Here is a 21101-nt window from a genome sequence, read left to right as displayed (position 1 = left end):
TTCCCATCCTCTCCCGACTTTTCCCTTTTCAGTCGGCTCCATGCTTGGTAGGAAAACCGGCATTGGGGTTCGTCAGGCTTTGTGCAGTCCTGTTTGTCGGATGGTCTGTTCGCGATTCCGGCGAAGGACGGCCTGCGTCCCATTGAAAAGGGGCCAGTTTCCAGCGTGTCGGACGTCATTCTCTATTCGGGCAACGCGTTCAGCGTCGCGGACGGCAAGGGCCGTTTCGTGCTGCCCTTGGAGATGCGCAAGCTGGTGGCCCAGGCCAGCGGCGGCCAGAATCGCCTCTGCCTGTCCGTGCACTTCGACAATGGCTGCGCGACGGGCTTTGGCCTGTCGCACAAGCAGTTCCTGTTCGACGAGGTCGAGAAGCTGGAGCGCCAGGCTTATGAAGCCGGGCGCGACTTCAATGCCGATCTGGAGCGCGAAAACCGACTCGGCACGATCGAAGACGTCAATTTCGACGATGGCGGCCGTTTCTTCCTCCACCCCGACATCAAGGAAGAAGCCGGCATCACCGACGCCGTCTTCTTCTATGGCGTGGGCCGCTACTTCCAGATCTGGAGGCCCGAAGCGCTGGTCGAAAGCCCCGATCGCCCCGCGCTGATCCGCAACAAGGTACGGCGCTGGCTCGATCAGCGCGCGGCGGGGGGTGGCAAGTGAGCGCTGCGCCTCATGTCCCGGTGCTGATCGACGAGGTGCTGGACGCCCTCGCCATCGCGCCGGGCGAAATCCATGTCGACGGCACGTTCGGGGCAGGCGGCTATAGCAGCGCCATGGCCAACGCCGGCGCCCGCGTCTTCGCCTTCGATCGCGATCCCGACGCGATCCGCGAAGGGCAGGGCGTGGCCGCCGCGCACGGCATCACTCTGATCCCCGGCGAATTTTCCCGCATGGCGCAATTGCTGGCGGAGCGCGGCGTCGACCGGGTGTCGGGCGTAACGCTCGACATCGGCGTCTCCTCGATGCAGCTCGATCGGCCCGAACGCGGCTTTTCCTTTCAGGCCGACGGCCCGTTGGCGATGACGATGAGCCAGGACGGCATGAGCGCGGCCGATTTCCTCAACTCTGCCCCGGAAGAGGAAATCGCCGACGTCATCTACCGTTATGGCGAAGAGCCGCGTTCGCGCCGCGTCGCGCGCGCCATCGTCGAAGCGCGCCCGCTGGAGCGGACCGGCCAGCTCGCCGCCGTGGTGCGCCGCGCGCTCGGCCACAAGCCGCATGACAAGAAGGATCCGGCGACCCGCACCTTCCAGGCGATCCGCATCCATGTGAATCGCGAGCTGGAGGAGCTGGAGCGCGGGCTGGAAGCGGCCGAGGCGCTGCTGGAAGAGGGCGGGCGCCTCGCCATCGTGACCTTCCACAGCCTGGAAGACCGCATCGTCAAGCAGTTCCTGCGCAAGCGCAGCGGCGGTGAAGGCGCGGGTTCGCGGCATCTGCCCGAACGCGCCGCCGGGCCGCAGCCGACCTTCGGCAAGCCGGCCAAGGCGGTGCGCCCCGGCGAGGCGGAACTGGCGCGCAACCCCCGCGCCCGCTCCGCCACCCTGCGCAGCGCGATCCGCACGGCCGCGCCGGTCGCCGCTTCGCTCGCCCCCTCGTCGTCCCGGAGTAGCCGCGCATGATCGCCGTCAAGAGATTGCAGAGCCTGATCTGGGTGATCCTGGTCGCGCTTGGCGCGCTCGGGGCCTATATGATCTCACTCAAGGTCGCGACGGAACGCAACGAGCTGATGCGCGTCCGCTACCAGATCGCCGCGGCCAAGGCCGACATCCGCTATCTGGAAACGGAATTCAGCGCGCGCGCCTCGATGCGCCAGCTGGAAAGCTGGAACCAGCACGACTTTCTCTACGCCACGCCGACCGCACAGCAATATCTGGGTGGAGAGCGTGCGCTGGCGCAGCTGGACGGCGTTCAGCCCAACGGCCCCGACTATGTCGCGCCGCCCGTCATGGTGGCGATGGTGGAAACTCCCGCCGACCTGCCGTCCGCGCCGCAGAAGGCGCCTGAAAGCCCGGCCGCGACTCAGATCCGCAGCGACATCGCCATCATCCGCGAGGCGCACGCCGCGGACAATGTCGATACGCTTCCCCGGCCCGCGCCGCGCGCTCCGGTCGCCCAGGCGAAAGCCGACGCCGACATGTCCAAACCCAATCCGATCGCGCGCAAGGCGGAGCGGATGGCGATGCTGGACGCCAAGCTGCTCGACGACAGCACGCTCGGCGATCTCACCGCCCGGGCGGCCCGGGAAAAGCGGAAGGGAGCGCGCTGATGGCCACGATCATCGTCCAGCCCGGTGGACCGCGCGCGGGGCGGCAACGGGTCAGCCTGACCGCCACGGCGCACAACAGGTTGATGCTTCTGCTCATCCTGTTCCTGGGCATCACCACCATCCTGATCGGCCGGCTCCTTTGGGTCGGCGTTTTTGCGCAGGGGGCGGGCGGCGACGGTGCGCTGGGCCCGTTCGTGCCTGCGCGGGCCGACATCGTCGATCGCAACGGCGTGCCGCTGGCGCGGACGATGGACGCCTATTCCATCTCGGTGCGGCCTTCCAAGTTGATCGGCGAACCGGCGGAGCTTGCCCGCAAGCTGCATCAAATCTTCCCCGACGAAACCGAATCCGCCTTCTACAAGAAGCTGTCCGGCAAGGGCTGGGCCTATCTGCGCCGCCGCGCGCTGCCCGAACAGGTGGCGGCGGTGAATGCGCTCGGGGAAATCGGCATCGAATTTCCGCGCGAAAAGGAACGCCTCTACCCGCAGCGCACGCTCGCCGCCCATATTCTGGGCTTCGCACCCAATGGCGAGGGGGTGGGCGGCATGGGCGCGGAGGCGGCTTTCAACGACCGGCTGATCGATCCGGCGCTGCGCGGCCAGCCTTTCGCCTTGTCGATCGACAGCCGCGTGCAGGGTGCGCTCGAAAGTGAGCTTTATGCGCAGCTGGTCCAGACCCGGGCCAAGGGCGCGGGCGGCATCATCCTTGACGTCAATACTGGCGAAGTCATCGCCATGGCGTCGATCCCGGTGTTCGATCCCAACAAGCTGCAGAATTACGCGGGCAAGCGCTGTTCGGAATCGCCGCTTTGCAACCATATGGTGCAGGCGCGCTATGAGCTTGGCTCCGCCTTCAAGCCGCTGTCGATCGCCGCCGCCATGGATGCCGGCGTCGTCACCTCGATGAGCAAGCGCTATGACGCCACCGCGCCGCTCGCCGTCGCGGGCTTCCGCATCAAGGACGACCATCCGCTCGGCCGCTGGATCAACGTTCCCGAAATCCTGGTGCACAGCTCGAACATCGGCACCGCGCGCATCGCCGATGAAATGGGCGCCGCGCCGTTGCAGAAGCTGTTCCGCAGCCTCGATTTCGACCAGCGCGCGCCGATCGAGTTCAACGAGCGGGCAGGGGGATTGTGGCCGTCCAACTGGGGCCGCATCACCAGCATGACCGTGTCCTACGGTCACGGCATCGCCGTCACGCCCCTGCATCTGGCGACCGCTTATGCGGCGCTGGTGAATGGCGGCATGTGGCGGCCCGCGACCGTGCGCAAGCTGCGGCCGCAGGACGTGCCCCACGGCCGCCGCGTCTTTTCCGCCGCGACCAGCGCTCGGATGCGGCAGCTGTTGCGGATGATCGTGTCGGAAGGTACAGGGCGTAGCGCCGACGCCAAGGGATTCCGGGTGGGCGGCAAGACGGGTTCGGCCGAAAAGCCCCAGGAAGGGCGCTACAACAAGACTTCGCTGGTGACGACTTTCGCTTCTGCCTTCCCGATGGACAATCCCCGCTATGTCGTCGTCGCGATCATGGACGAAGCGACGGGGCAGTTCGGCCTGCGCACCGCCGCCTGGACCGCCGCGCCGGTGGTAAAGCGGGTGGTCGAGCGCACCGGCCCGATGCTGGGCGTGATGCCGGACGAGCGGCGCGACGTCGATATTTCCGATCTGATGCCGCTGCTGCACGGCGAGAAGGAGAAAGAGTGATGCGCCTCGGGTCGCTTGTCGAGGAGCTGGATACCGAGGTCGCCAAAGCGGTGAACGCCGCTGGCGACCTCGACACGTCCGTCACGGGCTTCGCGATCGACAATCGCAAGGTCGCGCCGGGCACCGTCTTCGGCGCATTCCAGGGCCTGCGCGTCAATGGCGAGGATTATATTCCCGAAGCGATCCGGGCCGGCGCCATCGCCATCGTCGCCCGCCCCGAAGCGAAGGTGGACGGCGCGATCCATATCGCCGACGCCAATCCCCGCCGCCTCTTCGCGCAGCTGGCGGCGCGCTTCTTCGCGCCTTTCCCCGAAGTCACCGTCGCGGTCACCGGCACGAACGGCAAGACCAGCACGGTCGAACTCGCCCGACAGCTGTGGCGGATGCTGGGCCATAACTCCGCATCGATCGGCACGCTGGGCGTCACCACCGCGGTCGATCAGGTGTCGACCGGCCTCACCACGCCCGACATCGTCACCTTCCTCGCCAACATGGCGGGCCTGCGCCGCGAAGGCATCACCCACGCGGCCTTCGAAGCGTCAAGCCATGGCCTTGACCAGTATCGCACCGAAGGGCTGCCGGTCCTGGCCGGGGCCTTCACCAACCTGTCGCGCGATCATCTCGACTATCATGGCGACATGGACAGCTATTTCGACGCCAAGATGCGGCTGTTCGACGAAGTCGTCGCGCCGCAGGGCAGCGCCGTCATCTGGGCCGACGACGCATGGTCGGACAAGGCGATCGAACGGGCTACGAAGCGGGGGCTTCGTGTGCTGAGCGTCGGGGTGAAGGGGCAGGGCCTCAGGCTTGCCAACCGCACCCCGACCCAGTTGGGCCAGGCGCTGGAAATCGAAGCCGACGGCACGCTCTACAAGGTCACTCTGCCGCTGATCGGCGCCTATCAGGCCGCGAACGCCCTGACCGCCGCGGGCCTGGTCATCGCGACCGGGGGCGACATCGCCCGGGTCATGGAATCGCTCGGCCGGCTTCAGCCCGTGCGCGGCCGGCTGGAGCGCGCGGTCATCAGCAAGGCGGGCGCGCCCGTCTATGTCGATTATGCCCATACGCCCGATGGCCTGCGCGCCGCTATCGAAGCGCTGCGGCCGCATACCCGGGGGCGGCTCATCACCCTGTTCGGAGCGGGCGGCGACCGCGACGCGGGCAAGCGTCCGCAAATGGGCAAGGTCGCGGCCGACCTGTCCGATCATGTCATCGTGACGGACGACAATCCCCGCTCGGAAGAACCCAGCGCCATTCGCGCCGCTGTGTTGGCGGGCGCGCCGGACGCGCAGGAAATCGGCGGCCGCCGCGACGCCATCGCCGCCGCGATCGCGCAGGCCGGCGCGCAGGACATTGTGCTGCTGGCCGGCAAGGGCCATGAACAGGGCCAGATCATCGGCGATCGCGTCCTGCCGTTCGATGACGTCACCGTTGCGCGGGAGTGCGCGGGGTGAGCGACCTCTGGACCTCTGCAGACATTGCCGAGGCCACGGGCGGCGCCGCGTCGGCGCCGTTCGCCGTTTCTGGCGTCGCCTTCGACAGCCGCGAATTGACGCAGGGCGACCTGTTCGTTGCTATGAAGGGCGAAACCACGGACGGCCATCGCTTCATCGACAAGGCGTTCGCGCAAGGCGCGGCCGGCGCGATCGTCAGCGACGCCGTCGATCATCCCCATGTCCGCGTGACGGACAGCGCCGCAGCGCTGGAAGCGCTAGGCGTCGCCGCCCGCAGGCGCATGGCGGGCAAGGTCGTCGGCGTCACGGGATCGGTCGGCAAGACCGGCACCAAGGAAGCGCTGTTCCTGGCGCTCGATCGCGCCGCGCCGGGGCGTGTCCATCGCTCGGTCAAAAGCTACAACAACCATGTCGGCGTGCCGCTCAGCCTCGCGCGGATGCCGCGCGACAGCGCCTTCGGCATCTTCGAAATGGGCATGAACCATGCCGGCGAACTGTCGGCGCTGACGCGGCAGGTCCGGCCCCATGCCGCCATCGTCACCGCCATCGCGCCCGCGCATATCGAATTTTTCGGGACCGAAGCGAAGATCGCCGAGGCCAAGGCCGAGATTTTCGAGGGGCTGGAGCCGGGCGGCACCGCGATCATTCCCTATGACAGCCCCCATGTCGCGACTCTCTACAACAAGGCGGAGCGGCATGCCGGCCGTATCCTGACCTTCGGCATGAGCCCGGACGCCGATGTCTGCGCGTTGGAAACCGTACCCGCGCCGGCCGGCGGCACGCTGGTGACGGCGCGTCTGCCGGACGCGGAACTATGCTTCACCGTCGCTGCGCCGGGCGATCACTGGGTATCGAATGCGCTTGCCGTGCTCGCCGCGGTCGAGGCGGTGGGCGGCGATCTTGCCGCCGCTGGCCTGGCGCTCGCGGAAATGCCGGGGCTTCCGGGCCGGGGCGAGCGGCGCATCCTGCCCGTCGCCGGCGGCGAAGCGCTGCTGATCGACGAAAGCTATAATGCCAATCCCCTGTCGATGGCCGCGACCCTGAAGCAGCTTGGCCGCGAAAGCGCCGATCGCCGCATCGCCGTGCTGGGCGGCATGCGCGAGCTGGGCAGCGCCAGCGCCGATCTGCATGCTGGGCTTGCAAAGCCGATCGGGGAGGGTGCGGTCGACTTCGCCCTGCTGGTCGGCGCGGAAATGGCGCCGCTCGCCGACGCGCTGGATGGGGCCATTGCCTACGCCCATGTGCCCGACACCGCGAGCGCCATCCCTCTTATCCGGAAAGAAATGCGTGCGGGCGACGCGATCCTGGTCAAGGGCTCCAATGGCGTCGGGCTGTCCCGCCTGGTCGCCGCCCTTAGCGAAGCCGCCCGCGACGGAGATACGAACTGATGCTTTACTGGCTTGCCCAGACCTTGGACTTCGCGGGCGTCTTCAACCTCATCCGCTATCTGTCCTTCCGCGCCGGCGCGGCGATCGCGACGGCGCTCATCATCGGCCTGGTGATCGGCCCCAAATTCATCGGCTGGCTGCGCGTGCGCCAGGGCAAGGGGCAGCCGATCCGCACCGATGGCCCGCAAACACATCTCGCCAAGCGCGGCACGCCGACCATGGGCGGGCTCATGATCCTCACCTCCATGGTCGCGTCGGTGCTGCTGTGGATGGACCTGGCGTCCACCTATGTCTGGGCCTGCCTTTTCGTGACCCTGGGCTTCGGCGCGATCGGCTTCCTCGACGACTATGACAAGGTGACCAAGGCCAGCCACAAGGGGCTGTCGGGCAAGATGCGCCTGATCTTCGAGTTCCTGATCGCCGGCGTCGCCGCCTGGATGATTGTCAACCAGCATGGCAATACCGCGCTCTACGTGCCCTTCTACAATGGTCCGGCGATCGAGCTTGGCCCCTTCTATTTCTGCTTCGCCGCCTTCGTCATTGTCGCGTTCGGCAATGCGGTCAACCTGACCGATGGCCTTGACGGTCTGGCGACCATGCCTGTCATCATCGCCTGCATGGCGTTCATGGCTATCGTCTATCTGGTTGGCCGCGCGGACTTCGCCGACTATCTCGGCATCCCGCATGTGCCGGGCGCCGGCAACCTCACCATCCTGTGCGGCGCGATCATCGGCGCGGGTCTCGCATTTCTCTGGTTCAACGCGCCGCCCGCCGCGGTCTTCATGGGCGACACCGGCAGCCTGGCGCTGGGCGGTACGATCGGCGTGATCGCCGTCACCGCCCATCATGAAATCGTGCTCGGCATTATCGGCGGCCTCTTCGTCGTGGAGGCGATGTCGGTCATCATCCAGGTCTTCTTCTACAAGCGCACCGGCAAGCGCGTCTTCCGTATGGCGCCGATCCATCATCATTTCGAACAGATGGGCTGGGCCGAACCGACCGTGGTGATCCGCTTCTGGATCATCGCCTTCGTGCTGGCGCTCGCCGGCCTCGCCACGCTGAAGCTGAGGTAAGCCGATGATCGTGTCGAAGGCCTTCGAGGGAAAAACCTACGCCGTGCTCGGGCTGGCGCGTTCCGGCCTGGCGACGGTGGACACGCTGGTGGCCAGCGGCGCCCGCGTCGTTGCCTGGGACAGCCGGGAAGAAGCGCGCGCGCTGGTCGCGGACAAGGCCGAACTGGGCGATCCCCTGGAGATCGACCTAGCCGGCTTCGACGGCATCGTCGTGTCGCCGGGCGTGCCCTTGAACCGCCACCCCATCTCTATGCGCGCCAGGCTCGCCGGCGTGCCGATCATCGGCGACATCGAACTGTTCGCGCTCGCCCGGCCGACCCTGCCGCCGCACAAGGTCGTGGGCATCACCGGCACAAACGGCAAGTCGACCACCACGGCGCTGATCCACCATATTGTCGAACAGGCCGGCTATCCCACCGTCATGGGTGGCAATATCGGCCTGCCGATCCTCAGCCAGCCACCGCTGGAGCCCAACCTCCACGGCGTCGGCGTCTATGTGCTGGAACTGTCGAGCTACCAGATCGACCTCACGCACAGCCTCGATTGCGACGTCGCCGTGCTGCTCAACATCACGCCCGATCATCTGGATCGCTATGACGGGTTCGCTGGCTATGTCGCGTCCAAGGCGCGCCTGTTCGCGATGCAGTCGGTCGGCCAGACGGCCGTGGTCGCGACCGAAGACGAACCGAGCCGCGATATCGCTCATTCTCTCCGCAAGATCCGCGGGGACGACGTGGTCGACGTGGCCTCGTCCGATATCGGCATCAGCGAACAGCTTGGCTGGCCCTCGCTCCAAGGCCCGCATAATGCGCAGAATGCAGCTGTCGCGATCGCTGTCGCAAAAGCGCTCGGCATCGACGAAGCGACGATCGCGAATGCGCTGGCCAGCTACGCCGCTCTCCCCCACCGCATGCAGGCGGTCCGGACCCATAACGGCGTGCTCTATGTCAACGACAGCAAGGCGACCAACGCCGCCTCGACCGCGCCGGCGCTTGCTGCGTGGCCCACGATCGACGGCAAGCCGCGCATCCACTGGATTTTGGGCGGCGTCGCCAAGTCCGACAATCTCGACGAATGCGCGCCGCACTTCGGCAATATCGCCCATGCCTACACCATCGGCGAAGCGGGCCATATGTTCGCCGATCTGCTGCGCCCGCATATGGCGGTGGACGACAGCGAGATGCTAAGCGCCGCCGTCCGCCGCGCGGCGCGGATCGCCCGGCCGGGGGACATCGTGCTGTTGTCGCCGGCCTGCGCCAGTTTCGATCAGTTCCGCGATTTCGAAGCGCGCGGCGACGCTTTCGTCGCGGCCGTCAGCGCGCTGGAATAGGGAAGGCACAGGGGCGATGAGCAAAAGGGGAACAGGGATGTCGAGGGCCGGCGAACTGGTGAAGGGTTTCCGCACCCGCACCGTCCCGCGCGAACGCACCGCGCTCGCCATCTGGTTCTGGGAAATTGATCGCGTTCTCCTGTCCCTGATCGTCGCTCTGATGGCGATCGGCCTGGTCGCGGTCGCCGCCGCGTCGCCGGTGGCGGCGATCGACCGATCGACTGCCGATGTCGCGGTCAACCCGCTCATCTATTTCTACCGTCAGTTGATGTGGGTGATGATCGGCCTGCCGATCATGCTGGTCATTTCCATGCTGCCCAGGCCCCAGGCGCGCCGGCTCGCCATTTTCCTCTGCGCCTTCTTCTTCGTCATGCTCCTGTGTGTCCCGATCCTGGGATCGACGGTGAATGGGGCTAAGCGGTGGATCGATCTGCCCGGATTCCGGTTTCAGCCCTCGGAATTCCTGAAGCCCGCCTATGTCGTGACACTGGCATGGTTGTTGTCGCTGCGCGTGAAAGACATGAGCCTCCCGGTCGTCCCCCTGACCGGCGCTCTTACCCTGCTGATCGGCGCCATCCTGATGAAGCAGCCCGATTTTGGCCAGACCGTGATTTTCCTTGCCTGCTGGGGCGCGCTGCTGCTGCTGTCCGGGCTGGAGATGCGCTGGATCGCGATGCTGGGCAGCGCGGGCCTCGTCGGCCTCATCGCCGTCTACATGTTCTATGAAAATGGACGGCAGCGCATCAACGACTTCCTTGGCATCGGCGTCCAGATGGACACCGGCCCCGACCAGACCGACCTCGCCTTCCGCACCATCACGCATGGCGGCTTCACGGGTGTGGGGCCGGGCGGGGGCCTCAACAAGTTCCGCCTGCCTGAAGCGCATACCGACTATATCTTCTCGGTCATCGGCGAGGAATTCGGCCTGCTCGCCTGCATCGCCATAGCCTGCGTCTACCTTGCCATCATCGTGCGCGTGCTGCTGCGCCTGCTGGACGAGGAGGATGTCTTCACCATCCTCGCCGCTGCTGGCCTCACCACCCAGTTCGGGCTTCAGGCGATCATCAACATGGGCGTCAATGCGCAGATATTTCCGTCCAAGGGCATGACGCTCCCCTTTATCAGCTATGGCGGCTCCTCTATGCTCGCGCTTTGCATCGGGGTCGGCCTGCTGCTCGCCTTCACGCGACGCAATCCCTTCATGGGCCGGCATACGGTGGTCAAATGGAGTGGTCGATGAGCATTTCCCGTCACTTCGTCCTCGCCGCCGGCGGGACGGGGGGTCACATGATTCCCGCCCATGCGGTGGCGCAAGAATTGATGGCGCGCGGCCATCATGTCGCGCTGGTCACGGACGAGCGCGGCGCGAAGATCCCCGGCATCTTCGACAAGGCGCAAGTCCATGTCATGCCAGCGGGCCGCATGACCAAAAACCCGGCGAGCTGGCCCGGCGCGCTCAAGGCGATCCTGGCCGGCCGCGCCATGGCGCGCCGGCTGAACGAGACGTTCCGTCCGACCGCCGTGGTGGGCTTTGGCGGTTATCCGGCCATGCCCGCACTGCTGGGCGCACTAGCGGACGGCGTGCCCACCGCCATTCATGAACAGAATGCGGTGCTCGGCCGCGTCAACCGCATCCTCGCCGGCCGGGTCGACGCCATCGCCACCGCCTATCCCGATGTCGAGCGGATGAAGCCTCGCCATGCCGGGAAGGTCCATCTGGTCGGCAACCCCGTGCGCGAGGAAGTCAAGCAGCTGCGCGAGGAGGAGTTCCCCGCCCTCACCGACGAGAGCGTGTTCCGCGTGCTCGTCATCGGCGGCAGCCAGGGCGCGACGATCCTGTCGAGCGTCGTGCCCGAAGGCCTGTCGATGCTGCCGGTCGCGCTGCGCCGCCGACTGCAGGTGACGCAGCAATGCCGCGCCGAGGATATCGAGCGCGTGCGCAAGACCTATGCGGAGATGGAAATCCCCGCCGACCTCGCCACCTATTTCAACGACGTGCCCGAAAAGCTGGGCTGGTCGCATCTGGTGATCGCGCGGGCCGGCGCGTCCACGCTGGCCGAGCTGACCTGCGCCGGGCGGCCCGCTATCCTCATTCCGCTGCCCAGCGCGATGGACGATCATCAGACCGCCAATGCGCGCGAAATGACGCAGGCCGGCGGCGCGCGCACCATCCCGCAGGCGCGCTTCACCGCCGTCGAACTGGCCAAGCAGATGCAGAAAATGGCGATGGAGCCCGGCGCGCTTCAGAATGCCGCCAGGCGCGCGCGCAAGTGCGGCCGGCCCGACGCCGCCCGTGACATGGCCGACCTTCTGGAAAGCATCGGCCGCGCGCCGATCATGAACGATCCGGTCAAGGCCGGCCCGACGCCCACCACGCTGAATCTGCAGGGTGTGCCGGCGTGACAGCTGAAATTGAAATCCTCCCCGGCACGGGGAGGTGGCAGCCCAAGGGGCTGACGGAGGGGGCTATCCTCCCGGGGCGGCGCGTGGGGGGCTTCCCTTCCACCATCGCTTCGCGGCGGTTTCCCTCGCCATATTTTGGAGGAATAGCATGAAGGGTGTCGGCACCGACATCGGCACGATCCATTTCATCGGCATCGGCGGCATCGGCATGTCCGGTATCGCCGAAGTGATGCATAATCTGGGGTATAGCGTGCAGGGCTCCGACGTGGCCGAAGGCTATGTCGTGGAAGGGCTGCGCGCCAAGGGGATCAAGGTGATGATCGGCCACAAGGCCGAAAATCTCGGCGACGCCGCCGTGGTCGTCACATCGACCGCGATCAAGCGCGGCAACCCCGAAGTCGAACTGGCGCTCGAAACCCGGGTTCCCGTGATCCGCCGCGCGGAAATGCTGGCCGAACTGATGCGCCTCAAATCCACTGTCGCGGTCGCCGGCACCCATGGCAAGACCACGACGACGTCCATGATCGCCGCGCTGCTGGACGCGGGCGGGGTTGATCCCACGGTCATCAACGGCGGCATCATCAACAGCTATGGCTCCAACGCGCGGCTGGGCAACAGCGACTGGATGGTCGTGGAAGCTGACGAGAGCGACGGCAGCTTCCTGCGGCTCGACGGCACGATCGCAGTCGTCACCAATATCGATCCCGAGCATCTCGATCATTATGGCAGCTTCGATCGGGTGAAGGACGCATTCGTCGAATTCGTCGGCAATGTCCCCTTCTACGGCGCCGCTTTGCTGTGCCTCGATCATCCCGAAGTGCAGGCGATCCTGCCGCGCGTGCAGGATCGCCGCATCGTCACCTACGGCTTTTCGGCGCAGGCGGACATTCGCGGGGAAAATGTGCGCCCCGTTCCGGGCGGGAACATCTTCGACGTCATCATCCGCGATCGCGATGGCCATGTCGAAACAATCAGCGACATTCTGCTGCCCATGCCCGGTCGGCATAATGTGTCCAACAGCCTCGCCGCGATCGGCGTCGCGCTGCAGCTTGGCATCGCCCACGACGTCATCTGCACGGGTTTCGAGAAGTTCGGCGGGGTGAAGCGGCGCTTCACCAAGGTCGGCGACATCGCGCTGGAACACGGCGCTGCGAGCGTGATCGACGATTACGGCCACCATCCCGTCGAGATCAAGGCCGTGCTCGCCGCGGCGCGCGAAGGCGCGAAAGGGCGGGTGGTCGCCGTCGTCCAGCCGCACCGCTTCACGCGCCTGCGCGACCTGATGGATGAATTCCAGCAGGCCTTCAACGATGCCGACATCGTCTATGCCGCGCCCGTCTATGCCGCGGGCGAACAGCCGATTGAGGATGTCGACAGCGCCGCGCTGGTCGCCGGGCTCAAGCGGCGGGGCCATCGCCATGCCGCGACGGTCGCCGACGCTGACGATCTTGCGACCCACATCGCCGCCGACCTTCAGCCCGACGACATGATCGTCTGCCTGGGCGCGGGCGACATCACAAAATGGGCGGCCGGGCTTGCCGCCGCCGTCTCTGCCAAGGTGAAGGAAACCGTCTGATGTTCGAACTGTTCGCCGTCGGCCTGGAAATGCAGAAGCGCATGATCGACGCCCAAATGCAGGGCGTGGAAGCTGCGCGCGACATGGTGGAGGCCGCGCAGCGCCAGGTGCAGAGCGGCATGGCCGTCGCGCAGGCGAACGAGGCGGGCATGAAGGCGATGAAGAACTGGATGAACCTGTGGGGCGTCCGCACTTGACGGCGACGATCGCTCTTCCGGCCGTTCGCGGCGCATTGAAGGCGGACGCGCCGCTGGCCCCGCTCGTCTGGTTCAAGACGGGCGGACCCGCGCAGTGGCTGTTCGAGCCGCAGGATGCGGACGATCTGTCCGACTTCCTCGCCCAGCTTGACCCGGACATGCCCGTGATGGCGCTTGGCCTCGGCTCCAACCTCATCGTTCGCGACCGCGGCGTGCCGGGCGTCGTGGTGCGTCTCGGCAAGCCGTTCGCCAGGGTCGAGCGGCAGGACGAAACGACGCTGGTCTGCGGCGCTGGAGCGTCGGGCATCCTCGTCTCGTCGACCGCCCGGGATGCGGGCATCGCTGGGCTTGAGTTTCTGCGCTCCATTCCCGGCACGGTGGGCGGCTTCGTCCGCATGAACGGCGGAGCCTATGGCCGCGAGACGGCCGACATATTGGTGGAGTGCAACATTGTGCTGCGCTCGGGCGAGCAGGTGACGCTGCTCAATCGCGACCTAGCTTACACTTATCGCCACTCCAATCTTACCGATGGGGCGATCGTGGTCAGCGCCTGCTTCCGGGGGAAGCCGGGCGAACCCGCCGCGATCCAGGCGGAAATGGACCGCATCGCCGCCGCGCGGGAGGAAAGCCAGCCGCTGCGCAGCAAGACCGGCGGATCGACGTTCAAGAATCCCGATGGTCACAAGGCCTGGCAACTGGTCGACGAAGCAGGCTGCCGCGGCCTGCAACTGGGCGGCGCGCAGGTGAGCGAGAAGCACACCAATTTCCTCCTCAACACCGGCAACGCCACCAGCGCCGACATCGAGGCGCTGGGCGAGGAAGTCCGCCGCCGCGTCAAAGACAAAAGTGGAATTGAACTGGAATGGGAAATTCAGCGCGTCGGAGTGGCGAAGTGACTCGCGGTCCCTGGCATGTCGCCGTCCTGATGGGCGGCTGGTCGGCGGAGCGGCCGGTGTCGCTGTCGAGCGGGGAGGGCGTGGCCAAGGCGCTGGAATCGCGCGGCCACAAGGTCACGCGCATCGACATGGATCGCGACGTGGCGCGGCGCCTGGCCGACGCCCAGGCCGACGTCGTGTTCAATGCGCTGCACGGCGTGCCGGGCGAAGACGGCACGATCCAGGGCATGATGGACCTGATGGGCCTCACCTACACCCATAGCGGCCTTGCCACCTCCGTCATCGCGATCGACAAGCAATTGACCAAGCAGGCGCTCCTGCCACACGGGATACCGATGCCCGGCGGCCATGTCGTCGACAGCGAAAGCCTGTTCACCGCCGACCCCCTGCCGCGCCCCTATGTGCTGAAACCCGTCAATGAAGGCAGCTCAGTCGGCGTCGCCATCGTGACCGCGGAGGGCAATTGTGGCGATCCCATCGCCCGCGACAGCATCGGCCCTTGGCAGGACTTCCCCCAGCTGCTGGCCGAACCCTATATTCGCGGCCGCGAACTCACCACCGCCGTGCTGGGCGACGAAGCGCTGCTGGTGACGGAGCTGCGTCCCAAAAGCGGCTTCTACGATTTCGACGCCAAATATACCGACGGCATGACCGAGCATGTCTGCCCCGCCGACATCCCGCCCGAAATCAGCGAAGCCTGCAAGGCGATCGCCTTGCGCGCGCATCAGCTGCTCGGCTGCCGCGGCGCGTCGCGCGCCGATTTCCGCTGGGATGACGAGCGCGGGCTAGACGGCCTCTATCTGCTGGAAGTCAACACCCAGCCCGGCATGACGCCGCTCAGCCTCGTTCCCGAACAGGCGGCGAAGCTGGGCATCGACTATGCCACGCTGGTCGAAACGATCGTGGAGGAGGCGCTGGGCCGCTCCGCAACGCCGGGAAAGACGGGGCAGGGGCATGGCTGAGGCACGGATAAGGCGCGGCGGCGCCGCGCGCATGAGCAGCGCCAAGGGCAGGGGTGCGGGCCGCGCCGGGCGCGGTCGCGCGCTCAAGCGGCAAAGCTGGGTCGATCGGCTGATCGAGCATCTTCCGGTCAGCGAAGCGACGCTTCAGCGCATGGCGAGCTGGGCGATCGTCGGCATCTTCGGCGCGATCCTTGTCGCCATCGCCATGTTCCTCGGCCTGCCCGAAATCGCGCGGCAACAGGCGGCGGACATCGCCGCGCGCGCGGGCTTCGAGGTCGAGAAGGTCGAGGTGCGCGGCGTCGAGCGCATGGACGAACTGCCGGTCTACAACATCGCGCTGGGCCAGGTCGATCGATCGATGCTGTCGCTGGACCTGCCCCATGTCCGCGCCGGAATGCTGAAGCTCGGCTGGGTCAAGGATGCGCGCATATCGCGTCGCCTGCCCGACACGCTGGTGGTCGACATTGTCGAGCGCGATCCGGTTGCGGTGTGGCAGCATGACGGGCAACTGCATCTCATCGATGTGTCCGGCGTCGTGCTGCAGACGGTGTCGGCCAGCGCCATGCCCGACCTGCCGCTGGTCGTTGGCCCCAACGCCAATCGCCAGACCGCCGGGCTCAACAAGCTGATGGAAAACGCCCCGGCGCTCAAACCGATGCTCGCCGGCGCCACCTGGGTCGGGAACCGCCGCTGGGACCTGCGCTTTCAGTCGGGGGAAACCCTTTCCCTGCCGGAAGGGGATACGCAATCGGCGTCGGCGCTGGTGAATTTCGCGCGGATGGACGGGGTGAACCGGCTGCTCGGCCGGGGCATCGTCAAGTTCGACATGCGCGATCCCGATCGCTTCGTCCTGCGCCTGCCGCAGGGGCGGGTGGAGGAAAAACCGGTTGAGGCGGCGACGAGCGCCGCTGCCCCGGCGGAAGGTGAGGAAGGCTGAAATCCATGGCGCAGCCCAAGGTCGAAAAGCTCATCACAGCGGTCGACATTGGCTCCTGGAAGGTGTCCGCGCTGATCGCCGGGCGCACCGACACGGGCGAACTGGCGATCCTGGGCACGGGCCAGCGGGAAAGCCGGGGCGTGCGGCGCGGCTTCATCGCCGATATGGAGCGCACCGAACTGGCCGTGCGCGAAACGGTGGAGCAGGCCGAGCGCGTCGCCGGCACCAATATCGAGGATGTCTGGGTCAGCTTTTCGGGCGGCAGCCTGGTGAGCGATGTCGTCACGGTCGAGCGCGACATGGGCGGCTATCGCGTGGAACAGCCCGACATTGACGATCTTCTCACCACCGGCCAGCAGGGCATCGATCCCGATGGCCGGATCGTGCTTCATGCCCAGCCGACCTGCTTCACCATCAATGGCAAGGTGCCGGTCAAGAAGCCGCTCGGCATGCACGCCGATCTTCTGGGCGTCGACATTCATGTCGTGCTGGCGGACGGCGCGCCGCTTGCCAATCTCGACCTGTGCGTGCGCGGCGCGTATCTGAACGTCAATTCGATCGTCGCCTCGCCGATCGCGACCGGCCTTGCCTGCCTGTCGGAGGAAGAGCGGGATCTTGGCGTCGCGCTGGTGGAAATGGGCGCTGGCGTCACCAATGTCTCGCTCTATGCCGGTGGCATGCTGGTGGGCCTGCATTCCATTCCGATCGGCGCGTCCGACATCACCGATGATATCGCCTCCTCCTTCGGCATCCGCCGCAGCCAGGCCGAGCGGATCAAATGCTTCTATGGCTCCGCCATGCAAAATCCCCGCGACTTTCGCGAGATGATCGAGATCGCGCCGCCCCATGGCGACGTCGCCGTGCCGGGCCAGGCGGCCGGCCCCAATGCGGAGGGCGGCAAGATCACGCGCGCGGCGCTGGTGGGCGTCATTTGCGAACGGCTGAACCAGATCATGACCGAAGTGAACGCGGCGCTGGCCGGCATGGGCTTCAACTCGACGGGACGGCAGGTGGTGCTGACCGGCGGTGGCGCGGAAATGAAGGGCATCGCCGACTATGCCCAGGGCGCGTTGGGCCGGGCGGTGCGGATCGGACGCCCCAGGGGCTTGTCCGCCTTGCCCGAAGCGCATAGTGGCCCGGCTTTCGCGACTTTGGCGGGTCTGGCGCTTTACGGCGCTTCCAACCCGGTTGATCTCCGCACCATGGCGCCTGCGCCGCAGACCGTGCATCGTCTGGGCGCGCCGCTGTGGTGGCAGCGCATGATGCGGGCGATCAAGGCGAACTATTGAACGAATTTGGGCAAAGACGAAATTAGGTGGTTCAATCCCCTATTTTCTGGTGTTAACGATTAATGACGATGTCGCTTCCTGACGAGGAAGCTGAGGGAGCAGAATATATGAGCATTGAGATCAGCCCGCCTCATGTGGACGAACTGAAGCCGCGCATCGCGGTGATCGGTGTCGGCGGCGCGGGCGGCAATGCCATCGCGAACATGATTGCCGCGTCGGTCGAGGGGGTGGACTTCATCGTCGCCAATACCGACGCGCAGGCGCTCAACAGCTCGCCCGCCGAACGCCGCATCCAGCTGGGCCCCCAGATCACCGAGGGCCTGGGCGCGGGGTCGCGTCCGGAAATCGGCAAGGCAGCCGCGGAAGAGACGATCGCCTCGGTCGAGGAAGCGCTCAATGGCGCGCATATGTGCTTCATTACCGCCGGCATGGGCGGCGGCACCGGCACCGGCGCCGCTCCGGTCATCGCCAAGGCCGCGCGTGATCGCGGCATCCTGACTGTCGGCGTCGTGACGAAGCCCTTCACCTTCGAGGGCAATCGTCGCATGAAGTCGGCGGAAAGCGGCATCGAGGAACTGCAGAAGCATGTCGATACGCTGATCGTCATCCCGAACCAGAATCTCTTCCTGATCGCCAATCCGAACACGACCTTCAAGGAAGCGTTCCAGATGGCGGACGAAGTGCTGCAGCAGGGCGTGCGTTCGATCACCGACCTCATGATCATGCCCGGCCTCATCAACCTCGACTTCGCAGACGTGCGTTCGGTCATGGGGGAAATGGGCAAGGCTATGATGGGCACCGGCGAAGCCGAAGGCGACGGCCGCGCGCTCCAGGCGGCCGAAAAGGCGATCGCCAACCCGCTGCTCGACGGCGTGTCGATGCGCGGCGCGAAGGGCGTCATCGTCTCGATCGTCGGTGGCGACGACATGCGCCTGATGGAAGTGGACGAAGCCGCCAACCATATTCGCGAACTGGTCGATCCGGATGCGAACATCATCTGGGGTAGCGCCTTCAATGACAATCTCAACGGCAAGATCCGCGTCTCGGTCGTCGCCACGGGCATCGACAATGATGTCGGCGGCCAGGCCGCGCCGCTGACCCAGCCTTTCAGCTTCGCCAGCCGCCCGGCCGTGTCGGTGCCGCAGCAGGCGGCGCGTCCCGCGCCTGCCGCGCCGGCGCCCGCGCCGCAGCCGGCCGCGCCCACGCCGCCGGCCGAGCCGGAAACGCTGGAACTGGACGTGCCCGAAGCGCCTGCGCCGATGGCCGCCCCGGCTGCTGCGGCTCCTGCGCCGACGCCTGCACCCGCGCCCTTCTCGCCGCCCAAGCCGGCCGCCATCTTCTCGGACGAAAATCCCGATGAGGATGAACTGGTGCTGGGCGCCGACAATGCCGAAATGCCCGCGCCGGCTCCTGCGCCCGCCCCGACCCAGCCCGCCCCGCGCGTCGCCACTGGCGGCACCCTGTTCGAGCGGATGGCGGGCCTGACGCGCGGATCGGAAAAGGCGCCGGGTTCGAACGCTGACGAGGGCACGCCGGGCGTCGATATTCCCCGCTTCCTCAATCGCCAGAGCAATCAATAAGGGTGCGCGCGGTCCGGCCGCGCGACTGCCCGTCAAAGCGCGCCATCGGCCGCCCGGAGCGGCCCGGCGCGCTTTTCGCTTCGGCTAATTTCCCATTCAGCATGGCATCGGCTAAGAGGGAAATGTGACAAAGTCTCTTCCCTGGATTCTCGCCGCGCTGCTCGCCGCGCATCCCGCTTCCGCCCAGACCGATCAGGCCGACCTGGTCCGGCCGCTGGGTGCTGCCGACCTCAACAGCAATCTCGCGCGGCTCGCCGCCAACCCGCGCGACGTCGACGCGATGATCGGGGCGGGCGAGGCGGCGCTGGCGCTGGATGATCCGCATGGCGCGGCGGGCTTCTTCGCGCGCGCCGACGCGATCCAGAGCGGCAATGGGCGGATCAAGGCGGGGCTGGCCCGGGTCATGCTGAAGCTACAGAACCCGGGTGAGGCGCTGCGCTTGTTCGATCAGGCGCAGCGGCTGGGCTTCCCCGATGGCGGGATCCTGATGGATCGCGGGCTGGCGCGCGACCTGACCGGCGACCAGGCGGGGGCGCAGCGCGACTATCAGGCCGCGCTCGCCCGATCGCCCGACAATGCCGAACTGCGTCGCCGCTACGCCGCCTCGCTCGGGATAGCCGGGCAGGTGGACGCTGCGGAAAAGATGCTGGAGCCGCTGCTCTACAAGAGCGACCGCGCTGCATGGCGCTATCGCGCCTTCATCTATGCGATGAACAACCGCCAGGCCGATGCCCGCAAGGTAGCAATGCAGACCATGCCGGGGCAGCTGGCGGCGGCGATCACGCCCTATATGGAGAAAATGCCCTATCTGACCGCGCAGCAGAAGGCAGCGGCCGTGCATTTCGGGCAGTTCCCCTCGCAGATCGGCACGACCATCGCCGCCGTCACGCCGACTGCCCCGCCGCCCGGCAGCGCGCCGGCGACCACTGCGCCCGCTACGCAGGTTGCACAGGCCGCCGCGCAGCCGCCGGCGCAGGCCAAGCCCCGTCCGCTCAGTCGCGCCGAACAGCGCCGCGAGCGGCGCGAAGCCGCGCGGCTCGCGCGCGTGGATGGCAGGGTCGCGCCCACGCCGGCTCAAAGCCAGCCGACGCAAGCTCAGGCCACGGCCACACCTTCGCCCGCTCCCACCGCCAGCCAACCGACGCCGACGACCGCCCCCAGCACGCAGCCGCGCCAGCTTGCGCAGGCGCAGACGGTCCAGCCTCTGCCGGCACGGCCCGCCCAGCCAGTCGTCCAGCCCTTGCCCCAAAGGCCGACAACGCCCGCGCCCTCCACGCCCGCTCCGACGCCCACCGGAGCCGCGTCGACCATGCAGGGGCCGCCTGCGCCAGGCTTTGAGTCGATTCAGGGCCCCGCGTCCGCTAGGCCCGCCGCCGTCGATCCGGGGGCGCAGCGCGACGGCACGGCCGTTGCTCGCGCGACTACGCCCCCCGCCACGCCGGCGGCGCCACAACCCGCGCCCGCCTCCGGTCCCGCCACGCTCCAGCCTGCCGCATCGCCGCCGCCCGCGCCTGATCCCGAGGCGACCCGCACCCTGGCCGACATTATCCGCGCCATCGACGTCCCCGATGCAGAGCGGCAGACGACCGTCGCCGCCGTCGATCTGAACGAGATCGCGGCGATGCAGGCGGAACGTCGTGCCGAACGCGAAGCCGCCGCCGCAGCCGCCGCGGCCAAGGCGAAAAAGGAAGCGGCCGCCAAGGCCAAGGCGGAGGCCGCCGCCAAGGCGAAGAAGGAGGCGGAGGAAAAGAAGCGCCTTGCCGACAATCCCGCGCGCAACTGGCTGCAGGTCGGTGTCGGCCAGAGCAAGTCGGCGCTCGCCTTCACGATGAAGCGGCTGCGCGGCCAATATGACAGCATCGCGCCGCAGGATGCCTGGACCGCGCGATGGGGCCAGACCAATCGCCTGCTGGTTGGCCCCTTCGCCAGCTTCACCCGCGCCAAGGAACTGGAAACCAAGCTGAAGGCCGCCGGCGCCGACGTGTTCGCATGGAAAAGCGACGCGGGGGAGGTAGTCGAGACGCTGGCGGGCGAGTAAGGGGCG

The 21101-nt window shown here is 67.1% G+C and carries 18 protein-coding genes; all 18 read left to right on the top strand.

Going from position 1 to position 21101, the window contains the following annotated elements; all coding sequences use genetic code 11:
* Positions 1-165 precede the first annotated feature (165 nt).
* The 18 genes from ACGGKE_RS08070 to ACGGKE_RS07985 all read left to right on the top strand — a co-directional run bounded on the left by ACGGKE_RS08070 (position 166) and on the right by ACGGKE_RS07985 (position 21095).
* Positions 166-663, top strand: coding sequence for a division/cell wall cluster transcriptional repressor MraZ (locus ACGGKE_RS08070; RefSeq protein ID WP_394436834.1), 498 nt, complete (start codon positions 166-168; stop codon positions 661-663).
* Positions 660-1622, top strand: coding sequence for a 16S rRNA (cytosine(1402)-N(4))-methyltransferase RsmH (rsmH, locus tag ACGGKE_RS08065; RefSeq protein ID WP_394436832.1), 963 nt, complete (start codon positions 660-662; stop codon positions 1620-1622). The genes ACGGKE_RS08070 and rsmH overlap by 4 nt, the downstream gene beginning before the upstream one ends.
* On the top strand, positions 1619-2269 hold the full coding sequence (locus tag ACGGKE_RS08060) for a colicin transporter (RefSeq protein ID WP_394436830.1): 651 nt from the start codon (positions 1619-1621) through the stop codon (positions 2267-2269). The genes rsmH and ACGGKE_RS08060 overlap by 4 nt, the downstream gene beginning before the upstream one ends.
* On the top strand, positions 2269-3972 hold the full coding sequence (locus ACGGKE_RS08055; protein ID WP_394436828.1) for a peptidoglycan D,D-transpeptidase FtsI family protein: 1704 nt from the start codon (positions 2269-2271) through the stop codon (positions 3970-3972). Before ACGGKE_RS08060 ends, ACGGKE_RS08055 begins: the two co-directional genes overlap by 1 nt.
* Positions 3972-5426: a UDP-N-acetylmuramoyl-L-alanyl-D-glutamate--2,6-diaminopimelate ligase gene (locus tag ACGGKE_RS08050; protein WP_394436826.1), complete on the top strand. Its 1455-nt coding sequence runs from the start codon at positions 3972-3974 to the stop codon at positions 5424-5426. Before ACGGKE_RS08055 ends, ACGGKE_RS08050 begins: the two co-directional genes overlap by 1 nt.
* Positions 5423-6814, top strand: a complete 1392-nt coding sequence (gene murF / locus ACGGKE_RS08045; RefSeq protein ID WP_394436824.1) for a UDP-N-acetylmuramoyl-tripeptide--D-alanyl-D-alanine ligase — start codon at positions 5423-5425, stop codon at positions 6812-6814. Before ACGGKE_RS08050 ends, murF begins: the two co-directional genes overlap by 4 nt.
* The gene (mraY, locus tag ACGGKE_RS08040) at positions 6814-7887 is read left to right on the top strand and encodes a phospho-N-acetylmuramoyl-pentapeptide-transferase (RefSeq protein WP_394436822.1); all 1074 of its coding nucleotides are present in this window, start codon (positions 6814-6816) and stop codon (positions 7885-7887) included. Before murF ends, mraY begins: the two co-directional genes overlap by 1 nt.
* A 4-nt stretch (positions 7888-7891) precedes the next feature.
* On the top strand, positions 7892-9217 hold the full coding sequence (murD, locus tag ACGGKE_RS08035; RefSeq protein WP_394436820.1) for a UDP-N-acetylmuramoyl-L-alanine--D-glutamate ligase: 1326 nt from the start codon (positions 7892-7894) through the stop codon (positions 9215-9217).
* A 37-nt stretch (positions 9218-9254) separates the two neighbouring features.
* Entirely contained in the window at positions 9255-10457 is a 1203-nt protein-coding gene (locus tag ACGGKE_RS08030) for an FtsW/RodA/SpoVE family cell cycle protein (RefSeq protein ID WP_394436817.1), read from the top strand.
* Positions 10454-11620, top strand: a complete 1167-nt coding sequence (gene murG / locus ACGGKE_RS08025) for an undecaprenyldiphospho-muramoylpentapeptide beta-N-acetylglucosaminyltransferase (protein WP_394436815.1) — start codon at positions 10454-10456, stop codon at positions 11618-11620. The genes ACGGKE_RS08030 and murG overlap by 4 nt, the downstream gene beginning before the upstream one ends.
* A gap of 148 nt (positions 11621-11768) precedes the next feature.
* Positions 11769-13196: a UDP-N-acetylmuramate--L-alanine ligase gene (gene murC / locus ACGGKE_RS08020; RefSeq protein WP_394436813.1), complete on the top strand. Its 1428-nt coding sequence runs from the start codon at positions 11769-11771 to the stop codon at positions 13194-13196.
* The gene (locus ACGGKE_RS08015; RefSeq protein WP_394436811.1) at positions 13196-13393 is read left to right on the top strand and encodes a hypothetical protein; all 198 of its coding nucleotides are present in this window, start codon (positions 13196-13198) and stop codon (positions 13391-13393) included. The genes murC and ACGGKE_RS08015 overlap by 1 nt, the downstream gene beginning before the upstream one ends.
* Complete coding sequence (gene murB / locus ACGGKE_RS08010) at positions 13375-14289, top strand: UDP-N-acetylmuramate dehydrogenase (RefSeq protein ID WP_394436809.1); 915 nt, start codon at positions 13375-13377, stop codon at positions 14287-14289. The genes ACGGKE_RS08015 and murB overlap by 19 nt, the downstream gene beginning before the upstream one ends.
* Positions 14286-15251, top strand: a complete 966-nt coding sequence (locus ACGGKE_RS08005; protein WP_394436807.1) for a D-alanine--D-alanine ligase — start codon at positions 14286-14288, stop codon at positions 15249-15251. Before murB ends, ACGGKE_RS08005 begins: the two co-directional genes overlap by 4 nt.
* Complete coding sequence (locus ACGGKE_RS08000) at positions 15244-16188, top strand: cell division protein FtsQ/DivIB (RefSeq protein ID WP_394436805.1); 945 nt, start codon at positions 15244-15246, stop codon at positions 16186-16188. The genes ACGGKE_RS08005 and ACGGKE_RS08000 overlap by 8 nt, the downstream gene beginning before the upstream one ends.
* A gap of 5 nt (positions 16189-16193) precedes the next feature.
* Positions 16194-17477, top strand: a complete 1284-nt coding sequence (ftsA, locus tag ACGGKE_RS07995; RefSeq protein ID WP_228165567.1) for a cell division protein FtsA — start codon at positions 16194-16196, stop codon at positions 17475-17477.
* 107 nt (positions 17478-17584) lie between these two features.
* Positions 17585-19057, top strand: a complete 1473-nt coding sequence (gene ftsZ / locus ACGGKE_RS07990; RefSeq protein ID WP_394436802.1) for a cell division protein FtsZ — start codon at positions 17585-17587, stop codon at positions 19055-19057.
* A gap of 124 nt (positions 19058-19181) precedes the next feature.
* Positions 19182-21095 (top strand): SPOR domain-containing protein, encoded by a 1914-nt coding sequence (locus ACGGKE_RS07985; RefSeq protein ID WP_394436800.1) that lies wholly within the window; start codon positions 19182-19184, stop codon positions 21093-21095.
* Positions 21096-21101 lie beyond the last annotated feature (6 nt).

This window comes from Sphingobium naphthae (assembly GCF_043589935.1).
Classification (GTDB): Bacteria; Pseudomonadota; Alphaproteobacteria; order Sphingomonadales; family Sphingomonadaceae; genus Sphingobium; species Sphingobium naphthae_A.
This window is presented reverse-complemented; position numbering and strand designations above follow the sequence as displayed.

Coding starts and splice junctions, on each gene's coding strand:
- mraY (WP_394436822.1), top strand. CDS start 6,814: ATGCTTTACTGGCTTGCCCAGACCTTGGACTTCGCGGGCGTCTTCAAC.
- murC (WP_394436813.1), top strand. CDS start 11,769: ATGAAGGGTGTCGGCACCGACATCGGCACGATCCATTTCATCGGCATC.
- murD (WP_394436820.1), top strand. CDS start 7,892: ATGATCGTGTCGAAGGCCTTCGAGGGAAAAACCTACGCCGTGCTCGGG.
- murG (WP_394436815.1), top strand. CDS start 10,454: ATGAGCATTTCCCGTCACTTCGTCCTCGCCGCCGGCGGGACGGGGGGT.
- ACGGKE_RS08060 (WP_394436830.1), top strand. CDS start 1,619: ATGATCGCCGTCAAGAGATTGCAGAGCCTGATCTGGGTGATCCTGGTC.
- ACGGKE_RS08050 (WP_394436826.1), top strand. CDS start 3,972: ATGCGCCTCGGGTCGCTTGTCGAGGAGCTGGATACCGAGGTCGCCAAA.
- ACGGKE_RS08015 (WP_394436811.1), top strand. CDS start 13,196: ATGTTCGAACTGTTCGCCGTCGGCCTGGAAATGCAGAAGCGCATGATC.
- ftsA (WP_228165567.1), top strand. CDS start 16,194: ATGGCGCAGCCCAAGGTCGAAAAGCTCATCACAGCGGTCGACATTGGC.
- ftsZ (WP_394436802.1), top strand. CDS start 17,585: ATGAGCATTGAGATCAGCCCGCCTCATGTGGACGAACTGAAGCCGCGC.
- ACGGKE_RS08000 (WP_394436805.1), top strand. CDS start 15,244: ATGGCTGAGGCACGGATAAGGCGCGGCGGCGCCGCGCGCATGAGCAGC.
- ACGGKE_RS08030 (WP_394436817.1), top strand. CDS start 9,255: ATGTCGAGGGCCGGCGAACTGGTGAAGGGTTTCCGCACCCGCACCGTC.
- ACGGKE_RS08055 (WP_394436828.1), top strand. CDS start 2,269: ATGGCCACGATCATCGTCCAGCCCGGTGGACCGCGCGCGGGGCGGCAA.